The sequence below is a fragment of the Thalassobius vesicularis genome, assembly GCF_004799325.1.
GTDB lineage: Bacteria > Pseudomonadota > Alphaproteobacteria > Rhodobacterales > Rhodobacteraceae > Thalassobius > Thalassobius vesicularis.
On record NZ_SSMD01000002.1, the window covers coordinates 272,142 to 296,618 of the forward strand.

A 24,477-nucleotide genomic window follows, 5' to 3' on the forward strand; every position below is an offset into this window, starting at 1 on the left:
CCCTCAGAGCGGAAAGAACATCGGGATCAGCACCGAGGCCAGCATCCCCATCGTCAGGTTCAGCGGAATGCCGACACGCAGGAAGTCGGTGAACTTGTACCCGCCCGGGCCATAAACCAGCATGTTGGTCTGATAGCCGATGGGCGTGGCAAAGCTGCACGAGGCGGCGATCATCACCGCAACCACCAGCGCGCGCGGGTCCACCCCCATCGCCTGCCCCAGCCCGATGGCGATGGGCGTCATCACCACGGCGACGGCGTTGTTCGACACCATCTCGGTCAGGATCGAGGTCAGCAGGTAGATCGCCCAGATCACCAGCACCGGTGGCAGTACGGACAGCCATGGCTCGATCGCGCCGACAACCAACTGGATCGCGCCGGTATGGTCCAGCGCGGCGCCAATCGACAGCATGGCAAAGATCAGCGCCAGCAAGCGGCCATCCACGTAGGAAAACGCCTCGTCCGAGTCGATGCAGCGGGTCAGCAGCACCACGGCGACGGCCAATGTGGACAACAGCAGGATCGGGGCGATGCCCAGCCCGGCCAGCACCACGACGCCCAACAACGCGGCAATCGCCACGGGGGCCTGCGCACGGCGGAACGCCTTGGCCGAGGGATGCGTCACATCCACCATGTCCATATCCGCGGCCAGACGCTGAATATCCTCGGGCGCGCCTTCCAGCAGCAGCGTGTCGCCCACGCGCACCACCAGCTCTTGCAGTTTCGAACCGATGTTCTGGTTCCGCCGGTGCACGGCCAGCGGATAGACACCGTAGCGACGGCGCAGACGCATCGAACCCAGCGAGCGCCCCACCATCTTGCAGCCCGGGGTGATCAGCACCTCGACCGTCTGCGTTTCCACGGCCGAAACCTGATCCACGCGCTTCAGGCTCTTGTTGCGTTGCAGGCTCAGCAGCTCGGTCATCTGGGTCCGCAACACCACGCGGTCACCGACCCGAAGCGTGACGCCTTCCAGCTCATGTCGCAGCGACTGGTCGCCACGGATGACGTCGATCAGCCGCACGCCTTCGCGTTTGAACAGCTGAACCCCCAGCGCCTCTCGGCCGACAAGGTTGGATTCGGGGGGAATGACCGCTTCGGTAAAGAACTTCATCCGGCTTTTGTTCGACAGCATGTTGGCCATGCTGGTGCGCTCGGGCAGCAGCAGTTTTCCGAACACGGTCAGGTAGATCATCCCCCAAAGCACCAGGATCACCGCCAACGGCGTCACTTCGAAGATCGAGAACCCCTCCATCCCCTTGGAGCGCGCCACACCGTCAACCAGCAGGTTGGTCGAGGTGCCGACCAGCGTCAGCGTGCCCCCGATGATCGCGGCATAGGACAGCGGGATCAGCAACCGGCTGGCGGCAATCCCCATGGTCGAGGACAGCTGCACGAAGACCGGGATCATCACCACGACAACCGGCGTGTTGTTCATGATCGCCGAGGCCAGCACAACGAACACCAGCAGCATCGCGATCGCCAGCTTGGGTTTCGAGCGCGCCTGCCGGTCCGCCAGCACCGTAAACGCATCCAGCGCGCCGGTACGCACCAAGGCGCCCATCACGATGAACATCATGGCAATGGTCCAGGGCGCCGGGTTCGACAGAACCCCCAGCGCGGCCTTGTAGGGCAGCAGGCCCAGCACCAGCATCAATGCTGTTCCTGCGATCGCGACGACCTCGGTCGGAAAGACCTCTTTCACGAACATGGCGAACATGCCAACCAGCACCAGCAGCGTCAAAATCGCCTGCGTGGACTGCGACAGGTGAAACAGGTCCATGCGACCTCCTAGATCAAAACAGCCGAGTCAGTTTCGCCGAAGCGCCGCACACGGGCAAGGGTCGGCACGATGCGAGCGCATAAAATGCGCCTGCGTCAAAGACCCGCCTGCTGCAAACGTCCGCCTTGGCGGATCATGCGCACTTCCTTGGCCAATCCGGTGCGATCGTCGGTCTCGACATAGACGCCCGACAGGGTAGCTTCGCCCTCGGCCGGGCTGAATCGCGCCTTGACCATGCCAGTCACGAAGCGGCGCAGCGGCTCGGTCTTTTCCATGCCGATGACCGAGTCGTAATCGCCGCACATCCCCGCATCCGACTGGAAGGCACTGCCGCGCGGCAGGATCTGGGTGTCGCTGGTCGGCACATGGGTGTGGGTGCCCACGATCAGGCTGGCGCGCCCGTCGCAGAAATGGCCCATGCCCATCTTTTCACTGGTCGCCTCGCAATGCACATCGACCAGCGCCGCCTGTACGGCCCCGCCCAGCGGGTGCTTGCGCAGCACCTCGTCGATGGTCGAGAACGGATCGTCAAAGGCGCGTTTCATGAACACGTTGCCCAGCACCTGCGCGACCAGGATCTTGCGCCCACGCCCGTCCTGATAGACCCGCGCACCCATACCCGGCGCGCCCTTGGCATAGTTCAGCGGGCGCAGGATGCGTGGCTCTTTCTCGATGAATTGCAGCATATCCTTCTGGTCGAAGGCATGGTCGCCCAGCGTCACCACGTCAGCGCCCGCATCCAGCAGCAGCTTGGCGTGATCGCCGCTCAGCCCCGCGCCGTTGCTGGCGTTCTCGCCGTTGACCACGACGAAATCCAGCTTCCACTCGTCGCGCAGCCGCGGCAGGTTTTCCGTTACAGCGCGCCGACCGGCCCGCCCCATCACATCGCCAAGAAACAGTATTTTCATGCGACCTGCCTAGGCCCCCGCCCCGCCGCAGGCAAGAGGGAACTCGCCTTAGCCCACGTGATATGTCGCCGCGTAGGACACCGGGAAACTGACCGAGCGCGCGATGAAACACACGTCGTGGATGCGCCCGTGGATTGCGTCCGCCGCCGAAGTGTCGCTACCAGACGCCAAAGTGATCCGGGGCCGCAGGGTCGCGCGCAGGAATCGACCCGCGCCCGAGGGCAGCACCTCGCCCACCGTGTCGGGGCTGTCTTCGTAGCCCAGCACGCGGATGCCCGCATCGCTGGCGTAGTGCAGATACCACAGCATGTGACAGGCGCTGAGGGCCGAGATCAACAGGTCCTCGGGGTTGGGCTTGGTCGGATCGCCGCCCAGCAGCGGATCGTTCGAGCATTCCACGACCGGCTTTCCCGGCGTCTCGATGTTCCAGGTGCGGTCATAGGCGCGGTAATGCGCCGTCCCCTCGCCACGATTGCCGGTCCAGACGATGCGAGAAGAGTAGCTGTGTTCTGCCATGCGGCCCTCCTATTGGCGCCGCTGGGGCGCTCAGAAACTCAGGATACCCTGTTCGGTGACGATCATGTCCAGCGGCTGATCGGTGGGTTCCAGCGGCAGGTCGTCCGCCTCTTGCGCGGCATAGGCAAAGCCGATGCCCAGCGTCGCGCGTTTGGCGCGCAGCAGCTCCAGCGTGCGGTCGTAAAAGCCGCCGCCATAGCCCAGCCGCCCGCCCTTGCGATCAAAGGCCACCAGCGGAACGATCAGGATCTCGGGTTCGAAAAAGTCATCTACCGCAGGGATTTGCGCGCCAAACGGGCCGTCACGCATAGCACAGCCCGGTTCCCACCGGGAAAACACCAGCGGCTGGCCTTCGCCCGTGATCACCGGCACGCCGACGATGCCGTGGGCCGAGGCCTCCTCCATCGCGGGCAGCGGGCTGATCTCGGTACGGATCGGCATGTAACCGGCCAGCGGCACGCCACGATAGCCAGCCAGAACCTCGGACAGATGCGCGGCGCGGCCCACCAGGCCGGCCTCATGCGCAGCCTTGCGGCGGGCAAAGGCGGCCTTGCGTGCAGCGGCCTTTTGCGCAGCCAGATCCGTCACATCATCACCGAGGCGGCCAGCCCCAGAAAGGCCGAGAAGCCGACCACATCCGTCACCGTCGTCACGAACGGCCCCGAGGCCAGCGCCGGGTCGATCCCGAACCGGTCCAGCGCCATCGGGATCACGATACCGCCAATCGCCGCCGAGACCTGCGTCAGCAACATCGCCACGCCGATCACCGCCGCCAGCATCGGCGCCCCGAACCAGAAGCCCGCGACCAGCGCCATGATCAGCCCGAACAGCACCCCGTTCAGCGCACCGACGGACACCTCGCGCCCGACCACACGCATCGCGTTCTGCGCCGTCAGGTCGCGCGTGGCCAGCGCCCGCACCGTCACCGTCATGGTCTGCGTCCCTGCATTGCCGCCCATCGAGGCGACAATCGGCATCAGCACTGCCAGCGCCACCATCTGGTTAATCGTCTCGGCGAAGATATCAATCACAAGCGAGGCCAGAATCGCCGTCAGCAGGTTCACGAACAGCCACAGCGCGCGGCCTTTTGCGGCCTCAAGGATGGTATCCGACAGGCTGGCTTCGTCGCTCACACCGGCCAGACGCAGGATGTCTTCCTCGTGTTCTTCGTCCAGCACGGCCATCGCGTCGTCGATGGTGATGACGCCGACCAGACGGTCCGCCTCGTCCACGACGGGGGCGGAAATCAGGTGGTACTGGTTGAACGCATAGGCCACGTCGCCTTCGTATTGGGTGACCGGGATCACCTGGAACACGTCCTCGACGATGTCCTTCAGTGGCACCGTCCGGCGCGAGGACATCAGCTTGCCCAGCGTCACGTTGCCAATCGGATGCATCCGCGGATCGACCAGAATCACGTGATAGAACTGGTCCGGCAGCTCCTCGGCATTCCGCAGGAAATCAATCGCGTCGCCCACGGTCCAATGTTCGGGCGCGGTCACGACCTCGCGCTGCATCAGACGACCGGCCGAGTATTCCGGATAGGTCAGCGCCTGCTCGACCGCAACCCGGTCGGCGTCTTCCAGCGCCTCAAGGATGGCTTCCTGCTGCGGCTCGTCCAGGTCCTCGACCAGGTCCACCACGTCATCCGAATCCATCTCGCGGACAGCTTCGGCCAGAACGTGCGGTTTCAGGACCGAAATGATCTCTTCCCGAATGCCCTCGTCCAGTTCCGACAGGATTTCCCCGTCGAATTCGCGGTCATACAGCTCGACCAGGCGGCGCCGATCGTAGGTGTTCAGCTGTTCCAGAAGGTCGGCGATGTCGGCCGCGTGCAGCGGCTCCATCAGCTCTTTCAGCTGTTCAGCATCGCCCACGTCAACGGCATACAGAATCGCGGTGACGGCGCGCTTCTCCAGCGCATAGCTGCCTTCTTCGGGTTCTTCGGGCAGGTGTTCGTCGATCTGGTGCTCTTCGCTCATTTCGCCCCCCGATTTGCCAATGCTTTGTCGTCGTCCCCTCTTAACGGAAGGTCAGGGGCGGAAACAATGGGCGCGGGCGATTTACCTTGGATTTGCCGCGCAATACTGTGGGGCGGAAAGGAAACCGCCATGACCGATGACATCCTCCTGCTGGGGCAGGTGCTGAGCTTTGACGCAGACCCCTTTGCCGAAGGAATCGAGGCCGCCCGGCACGAGGCGCGCGGCGGCGTTCTGATCCGCGCCGGCAAGGTGGCCGAGGTCGGCCCCGCCGACGATCTGCGCGCGCGTCATCCGCAGGCGGCGGTGGCGGATCATGGCAACGGGCTGATCATGGCGGGCTTCGTGGACAGCCACGTGCATTACCCGCAGACCGCGATCATCGCCAGCTGGGGCAAGCGGCTGATCGACTGGCTGAACCACTACACCTTCCCCGAGGAGATGCGTTTTGCCGACCCCGCCTATGCGACAGAAATCGCCGGGCGCTATCTGGATCTGGTGCTGGCGAACGGCACCACCAGCGTTGTCAGCTATTGCACGATCCACCCCACCAGCGTGGACGCGATCTTCGAGGCGGCACTGGCGCGCGGGATGCGCGTGGTGGCCGGCAAAACCTGCATGGACCGCGACACCGCCCCCGTTGGCCTGCGTGACACCGCGCAATCGGCCTATGACGACTCAAAACGCCTGCTGGAAAAATGGCACGGGGTCGACCGGCTATCCTATGCCATCACCCCGCGCTTTTCCCCCACCTCGACGCCCGATCAGCTGTCGGCCCTGGGTGCGCTTTGGGGCGAGCACCCGGATTGCCTGATGCAGACCCACCTCTCCGAACAGGTGGACGAGATCGCATGGGTTAAATCCCTCTACCCGCAGGCGCGCGACTATCTGGACACCTACGAGGAACACGGACTGCTGCGCCCCGGCGGCATGTACGGCCACGCCATCCACTTGGAAGAGCGCGAAAAATCCCGCCTTTTGGAGGTTGACGCCGCGCTGATCCATTGTCCGACCTCGAACACCTTCATCGGCTCGGGCCTGTTCGACATGGGCGCGATGATGGGGGCCGGGCACCGCGTCGGGCTGGCCACGGATACGGGGGGCGGGTCGTCCTTTTCGATGCTGCGGACGATGGCCGCGGCCTATGAGATCGGCCAGCTGCGCCACCACCCGCTGCACGCAGCGCACCTGCTGTGGCTGGCCACCGCCGGGTCTGCCCGCGCCATGCGGATGGAGGATAAGATCGGCAATCTGGCCCCGGGGATGGAGGCGGATATTGTCGTGCTGGACCTCGCCTCGACCCCCGCCATCGCCCAACGCACCGAACGGGCCGAGGACATCTGGGAGGCCATTTTCCCCACCATCATGATGGGTGATGATCGTGCAATTTCAGCAACTTACGTCGCTGGTCAGTTGCGCACGCAGGGGCCCGCCAAGTCCAGCACCCAGTAACGGCCGGACCGCGCCAGCCCGTATTGCGTGTACTTACCGTTCAGCATGTTCTTGCGATGCGCAGGCGAGTCCATCCACATCTTGAACACCGCCGCCTCGGTTTTCGGGCCTTCGGCGATGTTCTCGGCCATCGAGGCGATGCAATAGCCTGCCCGCAGCATGCGCTTGTCAAAATTCAGACCCGCCGGGTTCACATGGGCCAGGTATTCCTTCCGCTCCATGTCCTTCGCATGGCCTGTCGCGGACCGCTCCAGCGCCTTGTTCTCGGTCAGCACCCCCACGCCCGCTGCGCGCCGCGCCTTGGTCAGCGCCTTGTCAAAACTGACCTCATCCACCGGGGCAACCGGCGGCGTAGGCTTAGCCGGAGGCATGACCTTGTTCGGATCGGTCGAAAAGCACCCCGAAACCAGAAACGCCATCAAGATCACGGCACGTTTTGCGTTAAACATCTTCCCTCCGAACCTTTGGCCGACACACCGGCTGGGATCAGGCCATGAGCCCGGACAACAGACGCGCCTGCCGCGCGATCAGGGCCTCGACATCAATCGTCGTGATCTGCCCGTCGCGGACGATCTGGCGCCCCTCGACATAGAGATACCGCACCTTCATCGGCCCGGCCAACAGCAATGCCGCGGGGTCCCAGCTGCCGGCGCTTTCCAGCCCAGACACATCCCAGATCGCGATATCGGCTCGTTTGCCCGGCGCGATCTGGCCGCAATCGGGGCGGTTCAGCACCTCGGCCCCGCCACGGGTGGCGATCTCCAGCGCCTCGCGCGCGCTCATCGCGTCGGCCCCTTTCGAGACCCGTTGCAGCAGCATCGCCTGACGCGCCTCGGCGATCAGGTTACCGGCGTCGTTGCTGGCCGACCCGTCGACCCCCAGCGCGACCTTGACCCCGGCATCTCGCATCGTGCGCACCGGGGCGATCCCGCTGCCCAGACGGCAGTTCGAGCATGGGCAATGCGCCACGCCCGTGCGGGTTTTCGCAAACAGATCAATCTCTTGCCCGTCCAGTTTCACGCAATGCGCGTGCCAGACATCCGCGCCCGTCCAGCCCAGATCCTCGGCATATTGGCCGGGGCGGCAGCCGAATTTCTCCAGGCTATAGGCAATATCCTCGTCGTTCTCGGCCAGATGGGTGTGCAGCATCACGCCCTTGTCCCGCGCCAGCAGCGCGGCGTCGCGCATCAGCTCTCGGCTGACCGAAAACGGCGAGCACGGCGCGATCCCGACCCGGCACATCGACCCGTCCGAGGCATCGTGGAACGCGTCCACCACGCGGATGCAGTCGTTCAGAATATCCGCCTCATGCTCGACCAGGCTGTCGGGCGGCAGGCCCCCGGCGCTTTCGCCGATGCTCATCGCTCCGCGCGTGGGGTGGAACCGCAGGCCCAGTTCGCCGGCGGCGTGGATCGTGTCCTCAAGCCGCGCACCATTGGGATAAAGATACAGATGGTCCGAGCTGAGCGTGCATCCCGACAGCGCCAGTTCCGCCAGCCCGATCTGGGCCGAGGTAAACATCTCCTCGGGCCCGAACCGCGCCCAGATCGGGTACAGCGTCTTGAGCCAGCCGAACAGCAGCGCATCCTGCCCGCCAGGCACCGCGCGCGTCAGGGTCTGGTACAGGTGGTGGTGCGTGTTCACCAAGCCGGGTGTGACGACGCAGCCGCGCGCCTCGACGACCTCACCGCGGGTGACCAGCCCGTGCCCGATGGCAGCGATCTGCCCGTCGCGGATCAACACATCCGCCCCGCGCAATTCGCGGCGGTCATCGTCCATCGTCAGAATATGGTCGGCATTGCGGATCAGGGTTTCGCGCATGGTCACACTCCTTTGGCCCCCTTCGGTCAGAGTGTGACAGGGCGCGACAGAAAGGGACAAAGGACTCGCGCCGTTACCGCTTTATCGGACGCACCAAACGATCAATCAAGAGGCACATTGCTGAGAATTTTAAGCGCCTCGGCGTGTTGTTCGGCCCCCGCAGCGGCCAGAATGCGCCCGCCTTCGTGGGCCGGCCCACCCTGCCAGTCGGTGACCAGACCGCCCGCCGCCTGAATCACTGCAATGGGTGCCTGCACGTCGTAATTGGACAATCCCGCCTCGATCACCAGGTCGATCTGACCTGCGGCCAGCAGCGCATAGGCGTAGCAATCCATCCCATAGCGCGTCAGCCGGCATTTCGAGGCGACGTCATGGAACCCCTGCCCTTCGGCGGCACTACCCACTTCGGGGAAGGTCGTGAACACGATGGCGTCCAACAGCGGGCGCGAGCCCAGAACGTTCAGCGGGCGCGGCCCGAACGGCCCGTCCATCTGCGCCTGCCCCAGACCGCCCCAGAACCGCTCTTTGATATAGGGTTGGTCGATGACGCCGAAAATCGGGCCCGAGGCATCCGACGCGGCGATCAGCACGCCCCAAGTCGGCGTGCCGGACAGAAACCCACGCGTGCCGTCGATCGGGTCCAGCACCCAGGAAATACCGCTGCGCCCTTCGGTCCGGCCGAATTCCTCGCCGATGATCGTGTCGTCGGGGCGCATTTCAGCCAGCACCGCGCGCATGGCCCGTTCGGCGGCGCGATCACCCTCGGTCACCGGATCAAAGCCCGCCGACAGCTTGTTGTCCGCCTCAAGGCCCGGACGCCGGAACCAGGGGCGAACGGCCTCGCGGGCGGCATCGGCCAAAGCATGGGCCGTGGCAATCAGGCTGTCGTGATCGGTCATGGTATCCTCCGGCGCTGCGCTATCTCAGCGCCTACACCAGCGAACAGCGTGGCTCAAGCGGCGTCGGACAAGACCTTGGCCAATTCGAACAACCGGCGGCGCTGTTCCTCGGGGATGGCATAGAACGAGCGGATCAGATCCAGCGCCTCGCGGTTCATCATCAGATCGCGGGTTTCATCGGTGATCTGCTCTGCCTGCGCGTCGTCGTTGATGCCTTCGAAAAAGCAGCTGATCTTGACGCCCAACGCCTCTGCGATGTCCCAGAGACGAGACGCACTGACGCGGTTCGCCCCGGTTTCGTATTTCTGAAACTGCTGGAATTTGATGCCGACCTTTTCGGCCAGATCTTGCTGGGTCATGCTCATCATCCAGCGATGGTGCCGAATGCGCTGCCCTACATGCACGTCCACCGGATGCGTCATGAATAATCCCCTACTGGTTCCACCACTCACAGGACGGCCTAGCAGACCTTCCCTGACCAAAACGTAAAAAGAACACCAAACGTCCGAAATCTATCGGATTTTGAATGTGGATCAAGCATCGGTCTCATCAAAAACGGGAAAAAAATGAATGTTCTGACAATTAAGCGGCGAATTGGACGGGTTCGATGACCAATTCATCCGCCAACACGCAGGCCGTTTGACAGCCCCCTTGCCGCTTCGCATAACAGCGCAAACCGGAGGAAACAGATGCGCGCCTTTCACGTCCCCACCATCGGAACCCAGCCCGAGCTGACCGAGTTGTCGATCCCTCAGCCCGCCAAGGGGCAGATCCGCCTGAAAATCGCGGCCTGCGGTCTGAACTTCGCCGATCTGCTGATGATTCAGGGCAAGTATCAGGACACCCCACAGGCGCCGTTTACCCTGGGGATGGAGGTCGCGGGCGTTGTCGATCAGCTGGGCCCCGATACGGACGGGCCTGCGGTCGGCACCCGCGTTGCGGTGTTCGGCGGTCAGGGCGGGCTGGCTGATTACGGCGTTTTCGACGTGAACCGCTGCGTCGAAATCCCCGACTGCATGAGCTTCGAGGACGCCGCCGCCTTCCAGATCGCCTATGGCACCAGCCACGTGGCGCTGGATCACCGCGCGCGGATGCAACCGGGTGAAACGCTGCTGGTCACCGGTGCCGCCGGTGGCGTCGGGTTGACGGCGGTCGAGATCGGCAAACTGATGGGCGCGACCGTGATCGCCTGCGCACGCGGCGCTGACAAGCTGGCCGTCGCAAAGGCCGCTGGCGCGGATCACCTGATCGACGCCGAAAGCCAGGACATCCGGGGCATCGTCAAATCGCTGGGCGGCGCGGACGTGGTCTATGACGCGGTCGGTGGCGAGCAATGGCAGGCCGCCTTCCGCGCCTGCAAACCCGAGGGTCGCCTGCTGCCCATCGGATTCGCCAGCGGCGAGGTTCCGCAAATCCCCGCCAACCACCTGCTGGTGAAAAACCTCAGCGTGCTGGGCGTCTACTGGGGCGGCTATATGGCGTTCCACCCGCAGGTCATCACCGACAGCCTGCGCACCCTGATCGGCTGGTACGAACAGGGCAAGCTGAAGCCGCATGTCAGCAACGTCGTGACGCTGGACAACGCGGCCGAGGGGCTGGAGCTGCTGCGGACCCGCAAGTCCACCGGCAAGGTCGTCGTGACCCCTTAAACGTCACATCGCGCGATAAGCTTGGCGCAGCTGGTCGGCCAGATGGCCGATCACCTGTTTGCGCCCCTTGTCGGTCACGTACATGTTGATCTGCTGCGCCCCCAGATCGGGCAATTGCCCCCCGTGCTGGATCTGCTCCAGATGGCGCGGCTCGGTGCCGTCGATCATGGTGTGCACGGCCAGATCGGCGCTGACGGTGGCCTCGATCGTGCGGTCCGATTCCGTCTCGACCGCGATTTCCCAATCCACGCCCGACTGATCCAGCGCGGCAATAGCCCCGGCGCGGAAGATACAGAATCGCCCAAAGGCCAGACGCAACGGGCGCTGTTTCCAAGCCGACCCGCCGGGCGAACCGACCCATCTGAGCGGCTTGGTGGTCAGGGTTTCGCCCCCCGCCTCCAGCACCGCCTCGGTGGTCAGGATCACGTCGCATTCGCCGCGCTGGAACTGGGCCTTCAGCTCACGCGTGAACGAGGTGATCAGGTTCACCTTCATCCGCGGGAACTGATGGGCGAACCGCTGCAACACCTGCGGCACGGCGGGATAGACGATGTCATGCGGCACGCCCAGAACGATCTCGCCCTCGAACACCTGATCGGTCAGCCGCGACATCACCTCGTCGTTCAACTCGACGATGCGCCGCGCGTAGGACAGCAACTGCTCGCCCGCCGCCGTCAGGCCGATCGCGCGGGTCGAGCGGTCCAGCAGCGGCACGCCCAGCAATTCCTCGAGCCGCTTCAGCTGCATCGAAACCGCCGACTGCGTCAGGTTCAACACCCCCGCCGCGCGCGTCACGCCGCCAAGATCCGCCACCGCCACGAAAGAGCGCAGGGTCGTCACGTCCAGATTTCGCATACCATCACCATTCTTGATGAATACCAGTGCAAACATTCATTTTCAAAATGCCGCAATTGCATCCATATACATCATCAGAATTGATGCAACAAACTAAAACCATCACACATTGGAAAGGAACCGCTATGTTCGCCCCCCATTCCCTGCGCTACTCCCTTGCGTCCCGTCCGCTGCGTGTGTCGATGCTGTGCCGCCTGCAAACCGCCATCGCCCTGCACCGTCAGCGCCGCGCCCTGGCCTGCCTTGACGCGGCCGCGCTGGCCGATATCGGCCTGACCCGCGCCGAGGCCCTGTCCGAGGCCGGCCGCCCGTTCTGGGATGCCCCGAGCCACTGGCGCCGCTGATCGCCCGGACAGCCGCCAAATCCGCCGAGGGGAGCCTTGAAATTCAAGGCCCCCTCACCGATATTCGAGACAAGCTCCTTCCCAACGGGGCATCTGGAACACACTCGGAGGCTTAGATGGCTGAATACAACACGATGCGAGCGGCGACCGGAACCCGCGCCGCCCAAATCGACGAAGGGCTGCGCGCCCACATGAACAAGGTCTACGGCACCATGTCCGTGGGCATGCTGATCACCTTTGCCGTGGCATGGGCGGTCGGTACTGCGCCCGGTCTGCTGGCCGTATTCCGTGACCCGATGACCCTTCAGCCCAACATCCTGGGCTACATCGTCATGTTCGCGCCGCTGATCATGGTGTTCGCCTTCGGCGCCGCAATCAACCGCCTGTCCGCCGCTGGCGCGCAGCTGTTCTTCTTCGCCTTCGCGGCGGTGATGGGCCTGTCGCTCAGCTGGATCTTCGTGGCGTTCACCGGCTTCTCGATCGCGCAGGTCTTCCTGGTCACCGCGATCTCGTTCGCTGGCCTGTCGCTGGTGGGTTACACCACCAAGAAGGACCTCTCGGGCATGGGCTCGTTCCTGATCATGGGTGTGATCGGCCTGCTGGTCGCCTCGATCATCAACATCTTCCTGGGCTCGCCCGCGATCATGTTCGCGATCTCGATCCTGGGTGTGCTGATCTTCGCGGGCCTGACCGCCTACGACACCCAGAACATCAAGAACACCTACCTGGTCCACGCCCATCACGGCGACAGCGAGTGGCTGGGCAAGGCCGCCATCATGGGCGCGCTGAACCTGTACATGGACTTCATCAACATGTTCATGTTCCTGCTGCAACTGTTCGGCAATCGCGAATAACGCGCAGCGCCGCTGAGGAAACACAAAGGGCCGGTCGTTTGACCGGCCCTTTTGCATGTCAGGCAGTGTCTGGGTCAGACGACAACGTTAAACAGGAACCCGACGCCCGCCGTCACGGTCATGGCGACGACGCCCCAGAACAGCACCCGCACCACCGCCCGCATCATCGGCGCGCCGCCCAGACGCGCCCCGACAGCCCCCAGAACGGCCAGCGAGATCAGCGTGACCACCGCCACCACGGCCGACATGCGGCCCGGAGCGGGCACCAGCACGCCAAGCATCGGCAGCGCCGCCCCGATCGCAAAGGCAAAGGCCGACGCGATCGCCGCCTCCAGCGGGTTCGAGCTGGCCAGTTCAGTCAGCCCCAGCTCCTCGCGGGCATGGGCGTCCAGCGCGTCGTGCTCGGTCATCTGCTCGGCCACCAGCATCGCCAGATCGGGGGCGACCCCGCGCGTGGCCAGACCTGCCGCCAACTCGTGCAGCTCGTATTCGGGGTCATCCTCCAGCGCGCGGCGTTCACGCTCCAAATCCGCGGCCTCGGTGTCGGACTGAGCCGAGACCGACACGTACTCGCCCGCCGCCATCGAGAACGCGCCCGCCGTCAGCCCGGCCAAGCCCGTCAGCAGAATGCCCGAGCGGTCCATCCCCGCCGCGGCCACGCCCACCAGCAGACTGGCCGTGGACACGATGCCGTCATTCGCGCCCAGAATCGACGCGCGCAACCACCCAGAGCGATTGATGAAATGGCCTTCCTTGGGCATGGGCGTTACTCCTGCAACTCATTTGCACATGGGCACAGACGCAAAAGGCCACGCAAACGCGTGGCCCTCAGCTTCGTCAGAAGGGGGGATCAATTACTTGATCTTGCCTTCCTTGTACTCGACATGCTTGCGCACGACCGGGTCGTACTTCCGCACGGTCATCTTCTCGGTCATGGTACGAGCGTTCTTCTTGGTCACGTAGAAGTGGCCCGTGCCTGCGGTCGAGTTCAGACGGATTTTGATCGTCGTCGGCTTCGCCATGGTAAAACTCCAGTCTTGGTCTAACGGGTCAGTCGGGCCGCCCGTGGAATCCTTGAAGCCTGCCTTTTAAGGGTTATCCCACCCGAGTCAACAGCAATTCTGCGACAAAGCGGGGGGATTTCCGCCCCCGCTTCGATGTCCCTTGTTTCACAGGGTCGGTTTGCCCATCGCCTCGTGAATCTCGTTGATTTTCGCGGCATCCAGCCCCAAAGCCGAGCCCAGATTGGACAGGTATTGCTTCTCGGCGTCGGTGTTGACGGTGATCGGCATCAGGGCCGCCGAATAGACCTGCGCCTTGGCGGTATCCCCCGTGTCGCGGGCCAGATCCATCACGTCGACGGGTGCGGCCAGCTCGGCCTGCACGAACGCGATTTCCGCGGCCGAGGCCCCGTCCAGATGCGACAGGATCGCGGCCTGTTCTTCGGCGTCGATCTCTCCGTCCGCCTTGGCGGCCTGGATCATCGCCCGGATCATCAGCCGCGCGTTGTCCTCGGCGATGGCGGCAAAGGGGGTGCCCTTGGTCATCGTCTCGAACAGGGCGGCCATGCCCCCTGCCCCGGTGGTCGCAGCACCTGTCATCGCGCTCATCATGTTGTCCAGCCCGGTCCCGGCCGCGTCCGAGGCGCCCTTGGCCTGCTGGTTGAACATGCCCATCATCGACTCGAGCGAGGCCATGCCCGCCCCCAGCCCCATCTTTTCGGCCATCGCGGTCATCTGGTCGGCCACACCACCGGTGCCTGCGGCTTTTTTCATGGCATCCTGAATGCCCTCCATGCCGCCCATCTTGCGATACTTGTCAACACCGCGCGCGGCGGCAAAACCGATGGCCAGCGTGGCCAAAGTACGAACGAAACTCATCGAGGGGTCCTCCTGCTGGTGGCATGAACATCGCCCCATACTGGGGCCAACAGCCCCGTGGGCCAACAAATTTTCGCCGATTTTCTGGAGGAATATGCGCGGAGGGCCTGTAAGCCGGATTCTGTCCAAGGGGTTGCCCCCTCTGGATGACCATTCATCTGAACGCGCCGTTACCGACGCGCCTCTAGCTGCCAACCCGGGCCTCTGGGTCAAGACGTACCTGCGGCGATATCGGTTGCCCGATCATGCCCCGCGCAAGGCCCCTATTCGGCATTGCTCCGGGTGGGGCTTGCCATGCCGGTCCTGTTGCCAGTCCCGCGGTGGTCTCTTACTCCACCGTTTCACCCTTACCCCTGCATGCAGGGGCGGTCTGTTCTCTGTGGCGCTTTCCCTGGGGTTGCCCCCGCCGGGCGTTACCCGGCACCCTTGCCTTGTGGAGTCCGGACTTTCCTCCCGGGTCTTGCGACCCAAGCGGCCATCCAGCCCTCCGCGCCCGGATCACTTATGCGTTGTCCTGCGGGCGGTCAACGGGGAAGCGACGCGCCAGGTCCTCGGCCATGGCCATTGCATAGGCCCGGTTTTCCGGGCCAGCACAGCCAAACCGCGCGCAAAAGGCGTTGTAGACATGCAGCGGCGCCATCTCGTTATCCGGCATGACATAGCCGAAACTGCGCAGCGCCCGCCCGACATGGATCACCTTGCTGGCGTCCCAGTCCATCGGTTCCAGATGGTCCTGACGTTCCACCTTCGGCCAGACCGACAGCCCGCGCAGGGCCAGACGGTGCCAGTCGAACCGCGTACCCGGATCGCACTTGCGCTCGGGCGCCATGTCGGAATGCCCGATGACCCGTTCCGGCGGGATCGACCAACGCGCCAGAATATCCTCCAGCAGCGCCTCCAGCGCGGCCATCTGCGGCTCGGCAAAGGGGTGGTCGCCAAGGTTGCACAGCTCGATCCCGATTGAGTGCGAGTTGACGTCCGACACGCACCCCCAATTGCCCGCACCAGCATGCCAGGCGCGCTTTTCCTCGGGGACCAGTTGCCAGATCGTGCCGTCCTGCCCGATCACGTAATGCGCCGAAACCTCGGCCTCGGGGTCGCACAGCCGCTCGATCGCGTCGGCGGCACTCGCCATCGCGGTGTAATGCAGCACGACCATATCCGGCAGAACGCCGCCCCGTCTTTCACCGAAATTCGGGGACGGGCGCTGGATCACGGTCGGTTGCAGTGTGTCACGCAAGAGGCGTCATCCACCCGAGGCTTTGCGGTACGGGCGCGGATCCCAGTCGCAGGCATAACCGTCGCCGTCCGGGTCCAGCCCTTGGCCATCCCGCTCGGGCCCGCCACGTTCCAGGAAAGCCGCCTGCGCCTGATCGGCCGAGGCGTATTTCGCGCAGTTGCGCTCGGCCCGGCCTTCGGTGCTGAACGGCCCGCGCGCATACATCGGCGTGCCAATCGGGTTCGAGGTCTTCAGCGCAAATTCCACGATGTTCGGCCCGGTGCCACCAGACCGCATCGGCACCGAGGTCGGCTGAACCACCTGGTACTGCGCCTTGTTCTGGGCCAGACGCTCGGCATCGCTCTGGATGGTGCGCTCGGCCGAGACCGATTTGAAATCGTTCTCAGAGGAGATGCCGGGATTGTTCAACTCCGGCTTCTTCGCGGGGGCTGTTTCAGGCTGGGCTGCGGGTTGCGTCGCCGCCCCGCCGCTCAGCGCCGCCGCGGTATCAGCGGCCAGACGGGCCGCCTCGTCCTGCGGCTGGCCCGCGATGGGTGCGGCTGCGGGGATAGTCCCCGAAACGCCGGTCCGGCTGGGTTCCAGCGTTTCCTCGGACACGGCCATCGGCGAGGGCAGCGGGTTGCCCGCCTGATCCGCGGCCTGTTGGTCCTGCGTCTTGCGGTAGTCGGTATAGTTCCCGAAGCCCACACCGCTGTCAGGCAGGGATGCTTCGCACGCCGCCAGACCCACCAGAGCCACACCACACAGAAGGTACCGCATCGCCATCACCTTGCCCGTTTCCGTTTCGCGCGTCCTTACCACCAACGCTGCGGCTTGGCCACAAAGCCTGCCGCCTGTTCCAGCGCATAGGCGGTATTCAGCAGATCGCCCTCTTCCCACGGACGCCCGATCAGCTGCAGCCCCAGCGGCAGCCCCTGGGCATCCAGACCCGTGGGAACGCTGACGCCCGGCAGACCGGCCAGGTTCACCGTCACGGTAAACACGTCATTGAGGTACATTTTCACCGGATCCTCGTCGCTCATCTCGCCCAAGCCGAACGCGGCGGACGGAGTGGCGGGAGTCAGGATCGCATCGACACCGGCCTCGAACGCCAGATCGAAGTCACGCTTGATCAGCGCGCGGACGCGGCGGGCGCGGTTGTAATAGGCGTCGTAGAAGCCAGCGGACAGCACGTAGGTGCCGACCATGACACGGCGCTGCACCTCGTGGCCGAAGCCCTCGGCGCGGGTCTTTTCGTACATCTCGGTGATGCCGTCGCCCGCCGCCAGCTTGGCGCGGCGGCCGTAGCGCACGCCGTCATAGCGCGCCAGGTTCGAGGACGCCTCGGCCGGCGCAATCACGTAATACGCGGGCAGCGCGTACTTGGTGTGCGGCAGGCTGATATCGACGATCTGCGCGCCAGCGTCCTTCAGCATCGCGGTGCCGTCGTCCCACAGCTTGACGATCTCGTCGGGGGTGCCATCCAGACGGTATTCCTTGGGAATACCAATTTTCTTGCCGCGGATATCACCGGTCAGCATCGCCTCGAAATCCGGCACGGCCAGATCGGCGCTGGTGGAATCCTTGGGGTCATGACCCGCCATCGCGCCCAGCATGATCGCCGAGTCGCGCACCGTTTTGGTCATCGGCCCGGCCTGATCCAGCGAGCTTGCGAAGGCCACGATGCCCCAGCGAGACACGCGCCCATAGGTCGGCTTGATCCCCACGGTGCCGGTAAAAGCGCAGGGCTGGCGGATCGAGCCACCAGTATCCGTGCCGGTCGCGGCCAGGCACAGATCGGCTGCCACGGCGGACGCGGACCCGCCCGAAGACCCACCCGGCGTCAGCTGGCGATCGTCCACTTTCCACGGGTTCACAGCATTGCCATAGACCGAGGTCTCGTTCGACGAACCCATCGCGAATTCGTCCATGTTCAGCTTGCCCAGCATGACCGAGCCCGCGTCGAACAGCTTGCTGGTCACGGTCGATTCATACTCGGGCTTGAAGCCCTCCAGAATCCGGCTGGCCGCCTGGCTGGCGACACCCTTGGTGCAGAACAGGTCCTTGATGCCCACGGGCAGGCCGCACATGGCCGGCGCATCGCCCGCAGCCAGACGCGCGTCGGCGGCTTTCGCCTGCTGCAACGCGATCTCGGGGGTCTTGTGCACGAAGGCGTTCAGCGTATCGGCGGCGTCCACGGCCTTCAGGCAGGCTTCGGTCAGCTCAACGCTGGTGATTTCCTTGGCACGCAGTTTGTCGCGGGCCTCGGCCAGGGTCAGTTTGTTCAGATCGGTCATTATTCCACCACCTTCGGCACAGCGAAGAAGCCCTCGCGCGCGTCGGGCGCGTTGGCCAGGATCTTGTCCTGCATGTCGCCATCCGTCACCACGTCCTCGCGCCGTTTCAGACGCTGCGGCGTGACCGAGGTCATCGGCTCGACGCCTTCGACATCCACCTCGTTCAGCTGCTCGATGAAGCCCAGGATGGTGTTGAACTCGTTGGCCAGCGCGGGCAGCGCGTCGTCTTCCACCTTGATCCGGGCCAGCTTGGCCACCTTGGCGGCGGTCTGCGTGTCGATCGACATCGGCAAGTCTCCGTTTTCCAGTCCCCGATGCGTTTAACGCCCTCCCCCGCGCTCCGCAAGCATCACCCCGCCTTGGGCGCAGGCGAATTCCCGTCTGGTCAACCACGCCCCCCGTGCTAGCATCGACAAAGCGCAATATGAGGAGGGCAATCATGAAAATCACCTGGCTGGGCCATTCCGGATTCCGAATCGAGATCGGCGACCAGATCCTGCTGCTGGACCCCTGGATGACCGGAAACCCGATGTTCCCCGCGGACAGCCGCGACACGGCCACCTGCAACGCCACGGCGATCCTGCTGACGCATGGCCACGGCGATCACGTCGGCGACACGCTGGCCATCGCCAAGGCGCAGAACATCCCCGTCGTCGGCATCTACGACCTGATGAGCCACTGGGAAGGCACCGAAGGCATCAAGACCGTCGGCTTCAACAAGGGCGGCACGGTCAAGCTGGGCAATGTCGCGGTGACGATGGTGAACGCGGTGCACTCGTCCTCGATGGCGGGGCCGAACGGACCGGTCTATTGCGGGTCCGAGGCGGGCTTCATGATTTCCGGCGAGGGGCACACGATTTACGCCACCGGCGACACCGACGTGATGGCGGACATGAAGGTGTTCAACGATCTGCACCACCCCGACATCGGCATCCTGTGCGCGGGCGGCCATTTCACGATGGACATGAAGCGCGCCAGCTACGCGGCCAAGACGTTCTTCAACTTCAAGACCGTGATCCCCTGCCACTACCGCACCTTCCCCCTGCTGGAGCAATCCGCCGCCCTGATGAAGGAAGAGCTGCAAGGCGTGAACGTGATCGAACCGCAGGTGATGGTGCCGATCACTCTCTGACCCGATCAGCGGCGCTGCGCGAAGAACTCCTTCAGCAGCGCCTCTGCATCTGCCGCCCCGATGCCGTCATAAACCTCGGGCACATGGTGGCACTGCGGATGGCTGAAGATGCGCGGCCCCTGCGCGACGCCGCCGCTTTTCGGATCGGACGCCCCGTAATAGATGCGCGCGATCCGCGTGGCCGACAGGGCAGCGGCACACATCGGACAAGGCTCCAGCGTAACATATAGATCATGACCGGGCAGGCGTTCGGACCCGGCGGCGGCGCAAGCGGCGCGAATCGCCAGCACCTCGGCATGAGCGGTCGGATCGGACAGCTCGCGCGTACGGTTGCCGGCGCGGGCCACCACCTCGCCCGAGGGGGCGACCAGAACCGCGCCCACGGGCACCTCGCCCCGCGCGGCGGCCGCGCGGGCTTCGTCCAGCGCCTGATCCATGTAGCTGCGAAACACCATAACCCGTCTTTGCCCCGCATTGTCCGCTTTCGCAATGGTGCGATATGGTATAGCCAAGGGCCTTGCCCCGCTTCAGGACGCCAGACATGACCAAAGACACCCCCCAGGGCGATCGCATCGCCAAGATCATCGCCCGCTCGGGCCGCGCCAGCCGCCGCGAGGCGGAAAAGCTGATCGCCGAGGGTCGCGTCACCGTCAACGGCGCCCAGATCGACAGCCCCGCGCTGAACGTCACCCCGCGCGACCGCATCACCGTCGATGGCCAGCCCCTCGCCGCCGCCGAGCCGCCGCGCCTGTGGCTGTACCACAAGCCCGCCGGTCTGGTGACCACCACCCGCGATGAACAGGGCCGCGACACCATTTTCGACAAACTCCCCGAGGACCTGCCCCGCGTCATGTCCGTCGGCCGGCTCGACCTCAACTCCGAGGGGCTGTTGCTGCTGACCAACGATGGCGAGGTCAAGCGCAAGCTGGAACTGCCCTCCACCGGCTGGCTGCGCAAGTATCGCGTCCGCGTCAACGGCAAGGTCACCGAAGAAATCCTCGAACCCCTGCGCAAGGGCATCACCCACGAGGGCGTCACCTACCAGCCGATGATCGTCTCGCTGGACCGCCAGCAAGGCGCCAACGCATGGCTGACCGTCGGCCTGCGCGAGGGCAAGAACCGCGAAATCCGTCGCGCGATGGAGGCGATCAACCTCACCGTGAACCGCCTCATCCGCACCTCGTACGGCCCGTTCCTGCTGGGCCAGCTGAAACCCGGCGAGGTCGAGGAAGTCCGCCGCAAGGTCGTGCGCGATCAATTGGGTCTGGACGCCGAAGGCATGGCCGCGATGGAGGAAGAGACCGAGAAACCCGCAGGCCCCCGTCTGCGCCGCAAGCCGCGCAAATCGGCCTTTGGCGGCCCCGGCCAGCCCGGTCGCCCCAAACCCGCCGAGGACAGCGGCAAGCCCGCCCGCCCGCGTCGCGGCAAACCCGCCTCGGCCGAGCTGAGCACCCGCCCCGACGCCAGCGACCGCCCGGCCAAACCCGGCCGCCCCGCGCGCGGCAAACCGGCAGGCCCCGGCAAACCGGCCCGCGCGGCCTCGGGCAGTGATCGTCCGCGGGGCGATGGTCCCAAACGCGGCCCCGGAACCGGCCCGCGCCCGGCGCGCAAACCCGATGGAAAACCCGGCGGACGCCCCGGCCCGAAACGGTCGTGACGCGGGACGCGCGTTTCTCCCCCTAGTAACACGGCCCCCGATCCCCTACCTTTGGATAGGCACCAAAACTCTGGGGAACGGATGTCTGATACCGGTCTGCAAAAGCTGGCCTTTGTCCTGCTTGTCATATTGATCCTCTACGTCTCGATCGCAGGAGGCGTCTAGGATGGCACAACGTTACGGCGGCAAGTTCAGCCCGCAAGGCGACAGCCCCGCCCAAAACCCGACCCAAAAACCAAGCGGAGAGTTCCGCGCCGCCCGCCGCACCCGCGCCGGGGGCCGTGTGAACCTGCTGTTTCTTGCCCCGCTGCCCCTGATCTGGTCGGCCTTCGGCAATGGCCCGACCGCGCTGGCGCTGAACCTCGCCGCGCTTGGCCTGCTGATCCTGGCCGCCTGGCTGACCCGAGAGGGCCTGATCGCACAAGAAGCATACGAGGCCCGCACCGTCGCCCGCCGCCCCGCCTTTCCGCGCAAGATCGCGGGCTCGCTGCTGACTGGTCTGGGCCTGGCACTGGCCGGGTTCGCCGCCACCGGCGATCTGATCGCCCCCGTGATCTATCTGGTGATCGGCTCCGCGCTGCACCTGCTGGCCTTTGGCGTGGACCCGATGAAAAACAAGGGGATGGAGGGGATCGACACCTTCCAGACCGACCGCGTGGCCCGCGCCGTGGACGAGGCGGAAAAGCACCTTGCCGCCATGACCGACGCCATGAAGCGCGCAGGCGACCGGCAGATGATGGCGCGGCTCGACCAGTTCCAGACCACCGCGCGCGACCTGTTCCGCACCGTTGAAAACGACCCGCGCGACCTGACCGCCGCGCGCAAATACCTGTCCGTCTACCTGATGGGCGCCCGCGACGCGACGATCAAGTTCGCCGACATCTACGCCCGCACCGGCGATGCCCAAGCCCGCAGCGACTATGCCGCGCTGCTGGACGATCTTGAGCAGAACTTTGCCGCCCGCACCCGAAAATTGTTGCTGGACGACCGCAGCGATCTGAATATCGAGATCGACGTGCTGCGCGACCGGCTGAAACGCGAAGGCGTGACCTCGCAATAACCCGTTGAAACGGATACCGAAAGGGAAACACATGCCCGGAACCACTCAGCAAAAGGCGCAGGATGCGCTGGCCCTGGTTGATGAAGTCAATGCCGTGATCCTGCCCGAACCCACCCGCGCCGACGAGGTCGTCGCGCTGGAGCAGGCCGCCCCCGCCCAGTCCGAGGAAATCCGCACCCGCATGGCCGAACTGGACATGTCCGACACCGGGTCCATCGTGAATTTCGGCTCGGGCGCGCAGGCCGAACTGCAAGAGATCAGCCAGGCCATGCTGTCCGACGTGCGCAACAAGGATGTCGGCCCCGCCGGTGACAGCCTGCGCAACATCGTCAGCACGATCCGCGGCTTCTCGGTCTCGGAACTGGACGTGCGCCGTGAACGCAGCTGGTGGGAAAAACTGCTGGGCAAGGCCGCGCCCTTCGCCCAATTCACCGCCCGCTTCGAGATGGTGCAGGGCCAGATCGACAAGATTACCGACGACTTGCTGAACCACGAGCACAAGCTGCTGAAGGACATCAAGTCGCTGGACCTGCTGTACCAGAAAACCCTGGCCTTCTACGACGAACTGGCGCTCTACATCGCCGCCGGCGAAGCCAAGCTGAAAGAGCTGGACAGCGAAACCATCCCTGCCAAAGAGGCCGATGTTCAGGCCGCCCCCGAAGGCGAGCAGGTGATGAAAGCGCAGGAACTGCGCGACCTGCGTGCCGCGCGCGACGATCTGGAGCGCCGCGTGCACGACCTGAAACTGACCCGTCAGGTGACGATGCAGTCGCTGCCCTCGATCCGGTTGGTGCAGGAAAACGACAAGTCGCTGGTGACCAAGATCAACTCGACCCTGGTGAACACCGTACCGCTTTGGGAAACCCAACTGGCGCAGGCCGTCACCATCCAGCGCAGCGCCGAGGCCGCCGCCGCCGTCCGCGACGCCAATGACCTGACCAACGAATTGCTGACTGCCAACGCGAAAAACCTGCGCGAATCCAACAAGATGATCCGCGAAGAGATGGAGCGCGGCGTGTTCGACATCAACGCCGTCAAACAGGCCAATGCCGACCTGATCGCCACGATCAACGAAAGCCTGCAAATCGCCGACGAGGGCAAGGCCAAACGCGCCGCCGCCGAGGCCGACCTGAAGAAGATGGAGGCCGAGCTGCGCGACACCCTCGCCGCTGCCAAGGCCCGCAAGACCGGTCTGGGCGACACTGCCGGCACCTCGGTTCCGAAGGGGTAAGCGTTTGCACGTCTGGCCCGGCCCGATCAAAGCAGCCGCCGCTTGCGCCGTTCTGGCGCTGGCGGGGTGCATTGATATGGGGCCGCGCCAGCCCCCCAAATCGCGCCCGTCCGATCTGGCCGCCGGACCGTCCGCGCAAAGCCAGGCCCTGACGCGTTACTATTCCCGCCTGCAGGCCGACCTGCTGGCACAGGGCCTGCTGCGCACTGATGGCGGCGGCCCCGACACGCCCTTCACCGCCGCGATGCTGGCCCGCGATTTCGAACGCATTGCCCTCTATGACGAATACGAAAGCGGCGCGGGGATGCGTGCCTCGAAATCCGGGGCGGGCGTACTGCGGCGCTGGTCGGACCCGGTGCGCGTCAAGCTGCATTTCGGCGCCTCGATCCCACCCGAACAGCGCGCCACCGACACCAAATCCGTTACCAATTACGTCAACCGGCTGAACCGCGTGACCGGCCACCCCATCGGGATGCGCGACAAGGACGCCAATTTCATGGTGCTGGTCGTCTCCGAGGATGACCGCAGCGAGGTGCTGTCCAGCGTCCGCACCATCGTGCCGAACATCCAGCCCGCATTTCTGCAAATCCTCGAAGAGATCCCCTCCTCGATCTATTGCCTGGTGCTGTCGCTGTCGAACATGTCGGACGACCACGAATACAACAAGGCCATCGCGATCATCCGGGCTGAACACCCCGACCTGCTGCGCCTTTCCTGCATCCACGAAGAATTGGCCCAGGGGCTGGGCCTGCCCAATGACAGCCCCGCCGCGCGCCCCTCGATCTTCAACGACGACGATGAATTCGCGCTGTTGACGACGCATGACGAAATGCTGCTGAAAATCCTGTACGATCGACGCCTGCGTGCCGGCATGAGCGCCGAGGAAGCCCGCCCCATCATCCGCCGCATCGCCAGGGAACTGGTCGGCACCCACAGTTGAAC

27 protein-coding genes and 1 other RNA gene are annotated in these 24,477 nt (G+C 64.8%); 9 read left to right on the plus strand and 19 right to left on the minus strand.

The genetic code is table 11. The features are described from left to right. Positions 1-3 precede the first annotated feature (3 nt). The 5 genes from E7681_RS05085 to mgtE all read right to left on the minus strand — a co-directional run bounded on the left by E7681_RS05085 (position 4) and on the right by mgtE (position 5,188). The gene (locus tag E7681_RS05085) at positions 4-1,782 is read right to left on the minus strand and encodes an SLC13 family permease (protein WP_136338194.1); all 1,779 of its coding nucleotides are present in this window, start codon (positions 1,780-1,782) and stop codon (positions 4-6) included. 95 nt (positions 1,783-1,877) lie between these two features. Continuing rightward, positions 1,878-2,690, minus strand: coding sequence for a TIGR00282 family metallophosphoesterase (locus E7681_RS05090; RefSeq protein ID WP_136338195.1), 813 nt, complete (start codon positions 2,688-2,690; stop codon positions 1,878-1,880). Between the two features lie 48 nt (positions 2,691-2,738). Continuing rightward, complete coding sequence (locus E7681_RS05095) at positions 2,739-3,206, minus strand: OsmC family protein (protein WP_136338196.1); 468 nt, start codon at positions 3,204-3,206, stop codon at positions 2,739-2,741. Between the two features lie 30 nt (positions 3,207-3,236). Further along, positions 3,237-3,794, minus strand: a complete 558-nt coding sequence (locus tag E7681_RS05100; RefSeq protein WP_136338197.1) for a 5-formyltetrahydrofolate cyclo-ligase — start codon at positions 3,792-3,794, stop codon at positions 3,237-3,239. Continuing rightward, on the minus strand, positions 3,791-5,188 hold the full coding sequence (mgtE, locus tag E7681_RS05105; RefSeq protein WP_136338198.1) for a magnesium transporter: 1,398 nt from the start codon (positions 5,186-5,188) through the stop codon (positions 3,791-3,793). The genes E7681_RS05100 and mgtE overlap by 4 nt, the downstream gene beginning before the upstream one ends. A 129-nt stretch (positions 5,189-5,317) precedes the next feature. Here mgtE and guaD point away from each other — a divergent pair, with 129 nt between their 5' ends. Then, positions 5,318-6,637 carry a guanine deaminase gene (gene guaD / locus E7681_RS05110; RefSeq protein ID WP_136338199.1) on the plus strand — a complete coding sequence of 440 codons (1,320 nt, stop codon included), beginning with the start codon at positions 5,318-5,320 and terminating at the stop codon, positions 6,635-6,637. On the opposite strand, the gene E7681_RS05115 is transcribed toward guaD, so the two are convergent. From E7681_RS05115 to E7681_RS05130, 4 genes are all read right to left on the minus strand, one after another. Continuing rightward, positions 6,595-7,086 (minus strand): CAP domain-containing protein, encoded by a 492-nt coding sequence (locus E7681_RS05115; RefSeq protein WP_136338200.1) that lies wholly within the window; start codon positions 7,084-7,086, stop codon positions 6,595-6,597. The genes guaD and E7681_RS05115 overlap by 43 nt on opposite strands. A gap of 37 nt (positions 7,087-7,123) precedes the next feature. Continuing rightward, positions 7,124-8,458, minus strand: coding sequence for an 8-oxoguanine deaminase (locus tag E7681_RS05120; protein WP_136338201.1), 1,335 nt, complete (start codon positions 8,456-8,458; stop codon positions 7,124-7,126). 101 nt (positions 8,459-8,559) lie between these two features. Further along, positions 8,560-9,357 (minus strand): inositol monophosphatase family protein, encoded by a 798-nt coding sequence (locus E7681_RS05125; protein WP_136338202.1) that lies wholly within the window; start codon positions 9,355-9,357, stop codon positions 8,560-8,562. 53 nt (positions 9,358-9,410) lie between these two features. Then, positions 9,411-9,779, minus strand: coding sequence for a helix-turn-helix domain-containing protein (locus E7681_RS05130; RefSeq protein ID WP_136338203.1), 369 nt, complete (start codon positions 9,777-9,779; stop codon positions 9,411-9,413). 267 nt (positions 9,780-10,046) lie between these two features. Between E7681_RS05130 and E7681_RS05135 the strand changes: the two genes are divergently transcribed. After that, entirely contained in the window at positions 10,047-11,006 is a 960-nt protein-coding gene (locus E7681_RS05135; RefSeq protein ID WP_136338204.1) for an NADPH:quinone oxidoreductase family protein, read from the plus strand. 3 nt (positions 11,007-11,009) lie between these two features. Here the strand turns inward: E7681_RS05135 and E7681_RS05140 are convergent, their stop codons facing one another. Continuing rightward, positions 11,010-11,861 (minus strand): LysR family transcriptional regulator, encoded by an 852-nt coding sequence (locus tag E7681_RS05140; RefSeq protein WP_136338459.1) that lies wholly within the window; start codon positions 11,859-11,861, stop codon positions 11,010-11,012. A 125-nt stretch (positions 11,862-11,986) separates the two neighbouring features. Between E7681_RS05140 and E7681_RS05145 the strand changes: the two genes are divergently transcribed. Together E7681_RS05145 and E7681_RS05150 are read left to right on the plus strand one after the other, a co-directional pair. Continuing rightward, entirely contained in the window at positions 11,987-12,205 is a 219-nt protein-coding gene (locus tag E7681_RS05145) for a YjiS-like domain-containing protein (RefSeq protein WP_136338205.1), read from the plus strand. Positions 12,206-12,321: 116 nt separating this feature from the next. Then, positions 12,322-13,059 (plus strand): Bax inhibitor-1/YccA family protein, encoded by a 738-nt coding sequence (locus tag E7681_RS05150; protein ID WP_136338206.1) that lies wholly within the window; start codon positions 12,322-12,324, stop codon positions 13,057-13,059. Positions 13,060-13,133: 74 nt separating this feature from the next. Here the strand turns inward: E7681_RS05150 and E7681_RS05155 are convergent, their stop codons facing one another. The 8 genes from E7681_RS05155 to gatC all read right to left on the minus strand — a co-directional run bounded on the left by E7681_RS05155 (position 13,134) and on the right by gatC (position 18,742). Further along, positions 13,134-13,820, minus strand: a complete 687-nt coding sequence (locus E7681_RS05155; protein ID WP_136338207.1) for a VIT1/CCC1 transporter family protein — start codon at positions 13,818-13,820, stop codon at positions 13,134-13,136. Positions 13,821-13,913: 93 nt separating this feature from the next. Then, positions 13,914-14,081, minus strand: coding sequence for a 50S ribosomal protein L33 (rpmG, locus tag E7681_RS05160; RefSeq protein ID WP_007799108.1), 168 nt, complete (start codon positions 14,079-14,081; stop codon positions 13,914-13,916). A gap of 147 nt (positions 14,082-14,228) precedes the next feature. Continuing rightward, a complete protein-coding gene (locus E7681_RS05165; protein ID WP_136338208.1) occupies positions 14,229-14,939 on the minus strand; it encodes a DUF533 domain-containing protein in 711 nt (236 codons plus the stop codon). A 94-nt stretch (positions 14,940-15,033) separates the two neighbouring features. Then, positions 15,034-15,430, minus strand: an RNA gene (gene rnpB / locus E7681_RS05170) — RNase P RNA component class A. A gap of 11 nt (positions 15,431-15,441) precedes the next feature. After that, positions 15,442-16,098, minus strand: a complete 657-nt coding sequence (locus tag E7681_RS05175) for an N-acetylmuramoyl-L-alanine amidase (protein ID WP_136338460.1) — start codon at positions 16,096-16,098, stop codon at positions 15,442-15,444. Between the two features lie 87 nt (positions 16,099-16,185). Next, positions 16,186-16,938 (minus strand): hypothetical protein, encoded by a 753-nt coding sequence (locus tag E7681_RS05180; RefSeq protein WP_136338209.1) that lies wholly within the window; start codon positions 16,936-16,938, stop codon positions 16,186-16,188. 35 nt (positions 16,939-16,973) lie between these two features. After that, positions 16,974-18,455, minus strand: coding sequence for an Asp-tRNA(Asn)/Glu-tRNA(Gln) amidotransferase subunit GatA (gene gatA, locus E7681_RS05185; RefSeq protein ID WP_136338210.1), 1,482 nt, complete (start codon positions 18,453-18,455; stop codon positions 16,974-16,976). Further along, entirely contained in the window at positions 18,455-18,742 is a 288-nt protein-coding gene (gene gatC / locus E7681_RS05190) for an Asp-tRNA(Asn)/Glu-tRNA(Gln) amidotransferase subunit GatC (protein ID WP_136338211.1), read from the minus strand. The genes gatA and gatC overlap by 1 nt, the downstream gene beginning before the upstream one ends. 152 nt (positions 18,743-18,894) lie before the next feature. Between gatC and E7681_RS05195 the strand changes: the two genes are divergently transcribed. Beyond that, positions 18,895-19,587: a metal-dependent hydrolase gene (locus E7681_RS05195; RefSeq protein WP_136338212.1), complete on the plus strand. Its 693-nt coding sequence runs from the start codon at positions 18,895-18,897 to the stop codon at positions 19,585-19,587. A gap of 5 nt (positions 19,588-19,592) precedes the next feature. Here the strand turns inward: E7681_RS05195 and E7681_RS05200 are convergent, their stop codons facing one another. Next, the gene (locus E7681_RS05200; protein ID WP_136338213.1) at positions 19,593-20,042 is read right to left on the minus strand and encodes a nucleoside deaminase; all 450 of its coding nucleotides are present in this window, start codon (positions 20,040-20,042) and stop codon (positions 19,593-19,595) included. 86 nt (positions 20,043-20,128) lie between these two features. On the opposite strand from E7681_RS05200, the gene E7681_RS05205 reads away from it, so the two are divergent. The 4 genes from E7681_RS05205 to E7681_RS05220 all read left to right on the plus strand — a co-directional run bounded on the left by E7681_RS05205 (position 20,129) and on the right by E7681_RS05220 (position 24,475). Continuing rightward, on the plus strand, positions 20,129-21,244 hold the full coding sequence (locus E7681_RS05205; protein ID WP_136338214.1) for a pseudouridine synthase: 1,116 nt from the start codon (positions 20,129-20,131) through the stop codon (positions 21,242-21,244). Positions 21,245-21,410: 166 nt separating this feature from the next. Further along, positions 21,411-22,304, plus strand: coding sequence for a 5-bromo-4-chloroindolyl phosphate hydrolysis family protein (locus tag E7681_RS05210; RefSeq protein WP_136338215.1), 894 nt, complete (start codon positions 21,411-21,413; stop codon positions 22,302-22,304). A gap of 31 nt (positions 22,305-22,335) precedes the next feature. Then, the gene (locus tag E7681_RS05215) at positions 22,336-23,535 is read left to right on the plus strand and encodes a toxic anion resistance protein (RefSeq protein WP_136338216.1); all 1,200 of its coding nucleotides are present in this window, start codon (positions 22,336-22,338) and stop codon (positions 23,533-23,535) included. Positions 23,536-23,611: 76 nt separating this feature from the next. Continuing rightward, complete coding sequence (locus E7681_RS05220) at positions 23,612-24,475, plus strand: DUF2927 domain-containing protein (RefSeq protein ID WP_136338461.1); 864 nt, start codon at positions 23,612-23,614, stop codon at positions 24,473-24,475. Positions 24,476-24,477 lie beyond the last annotated feature (2 nt).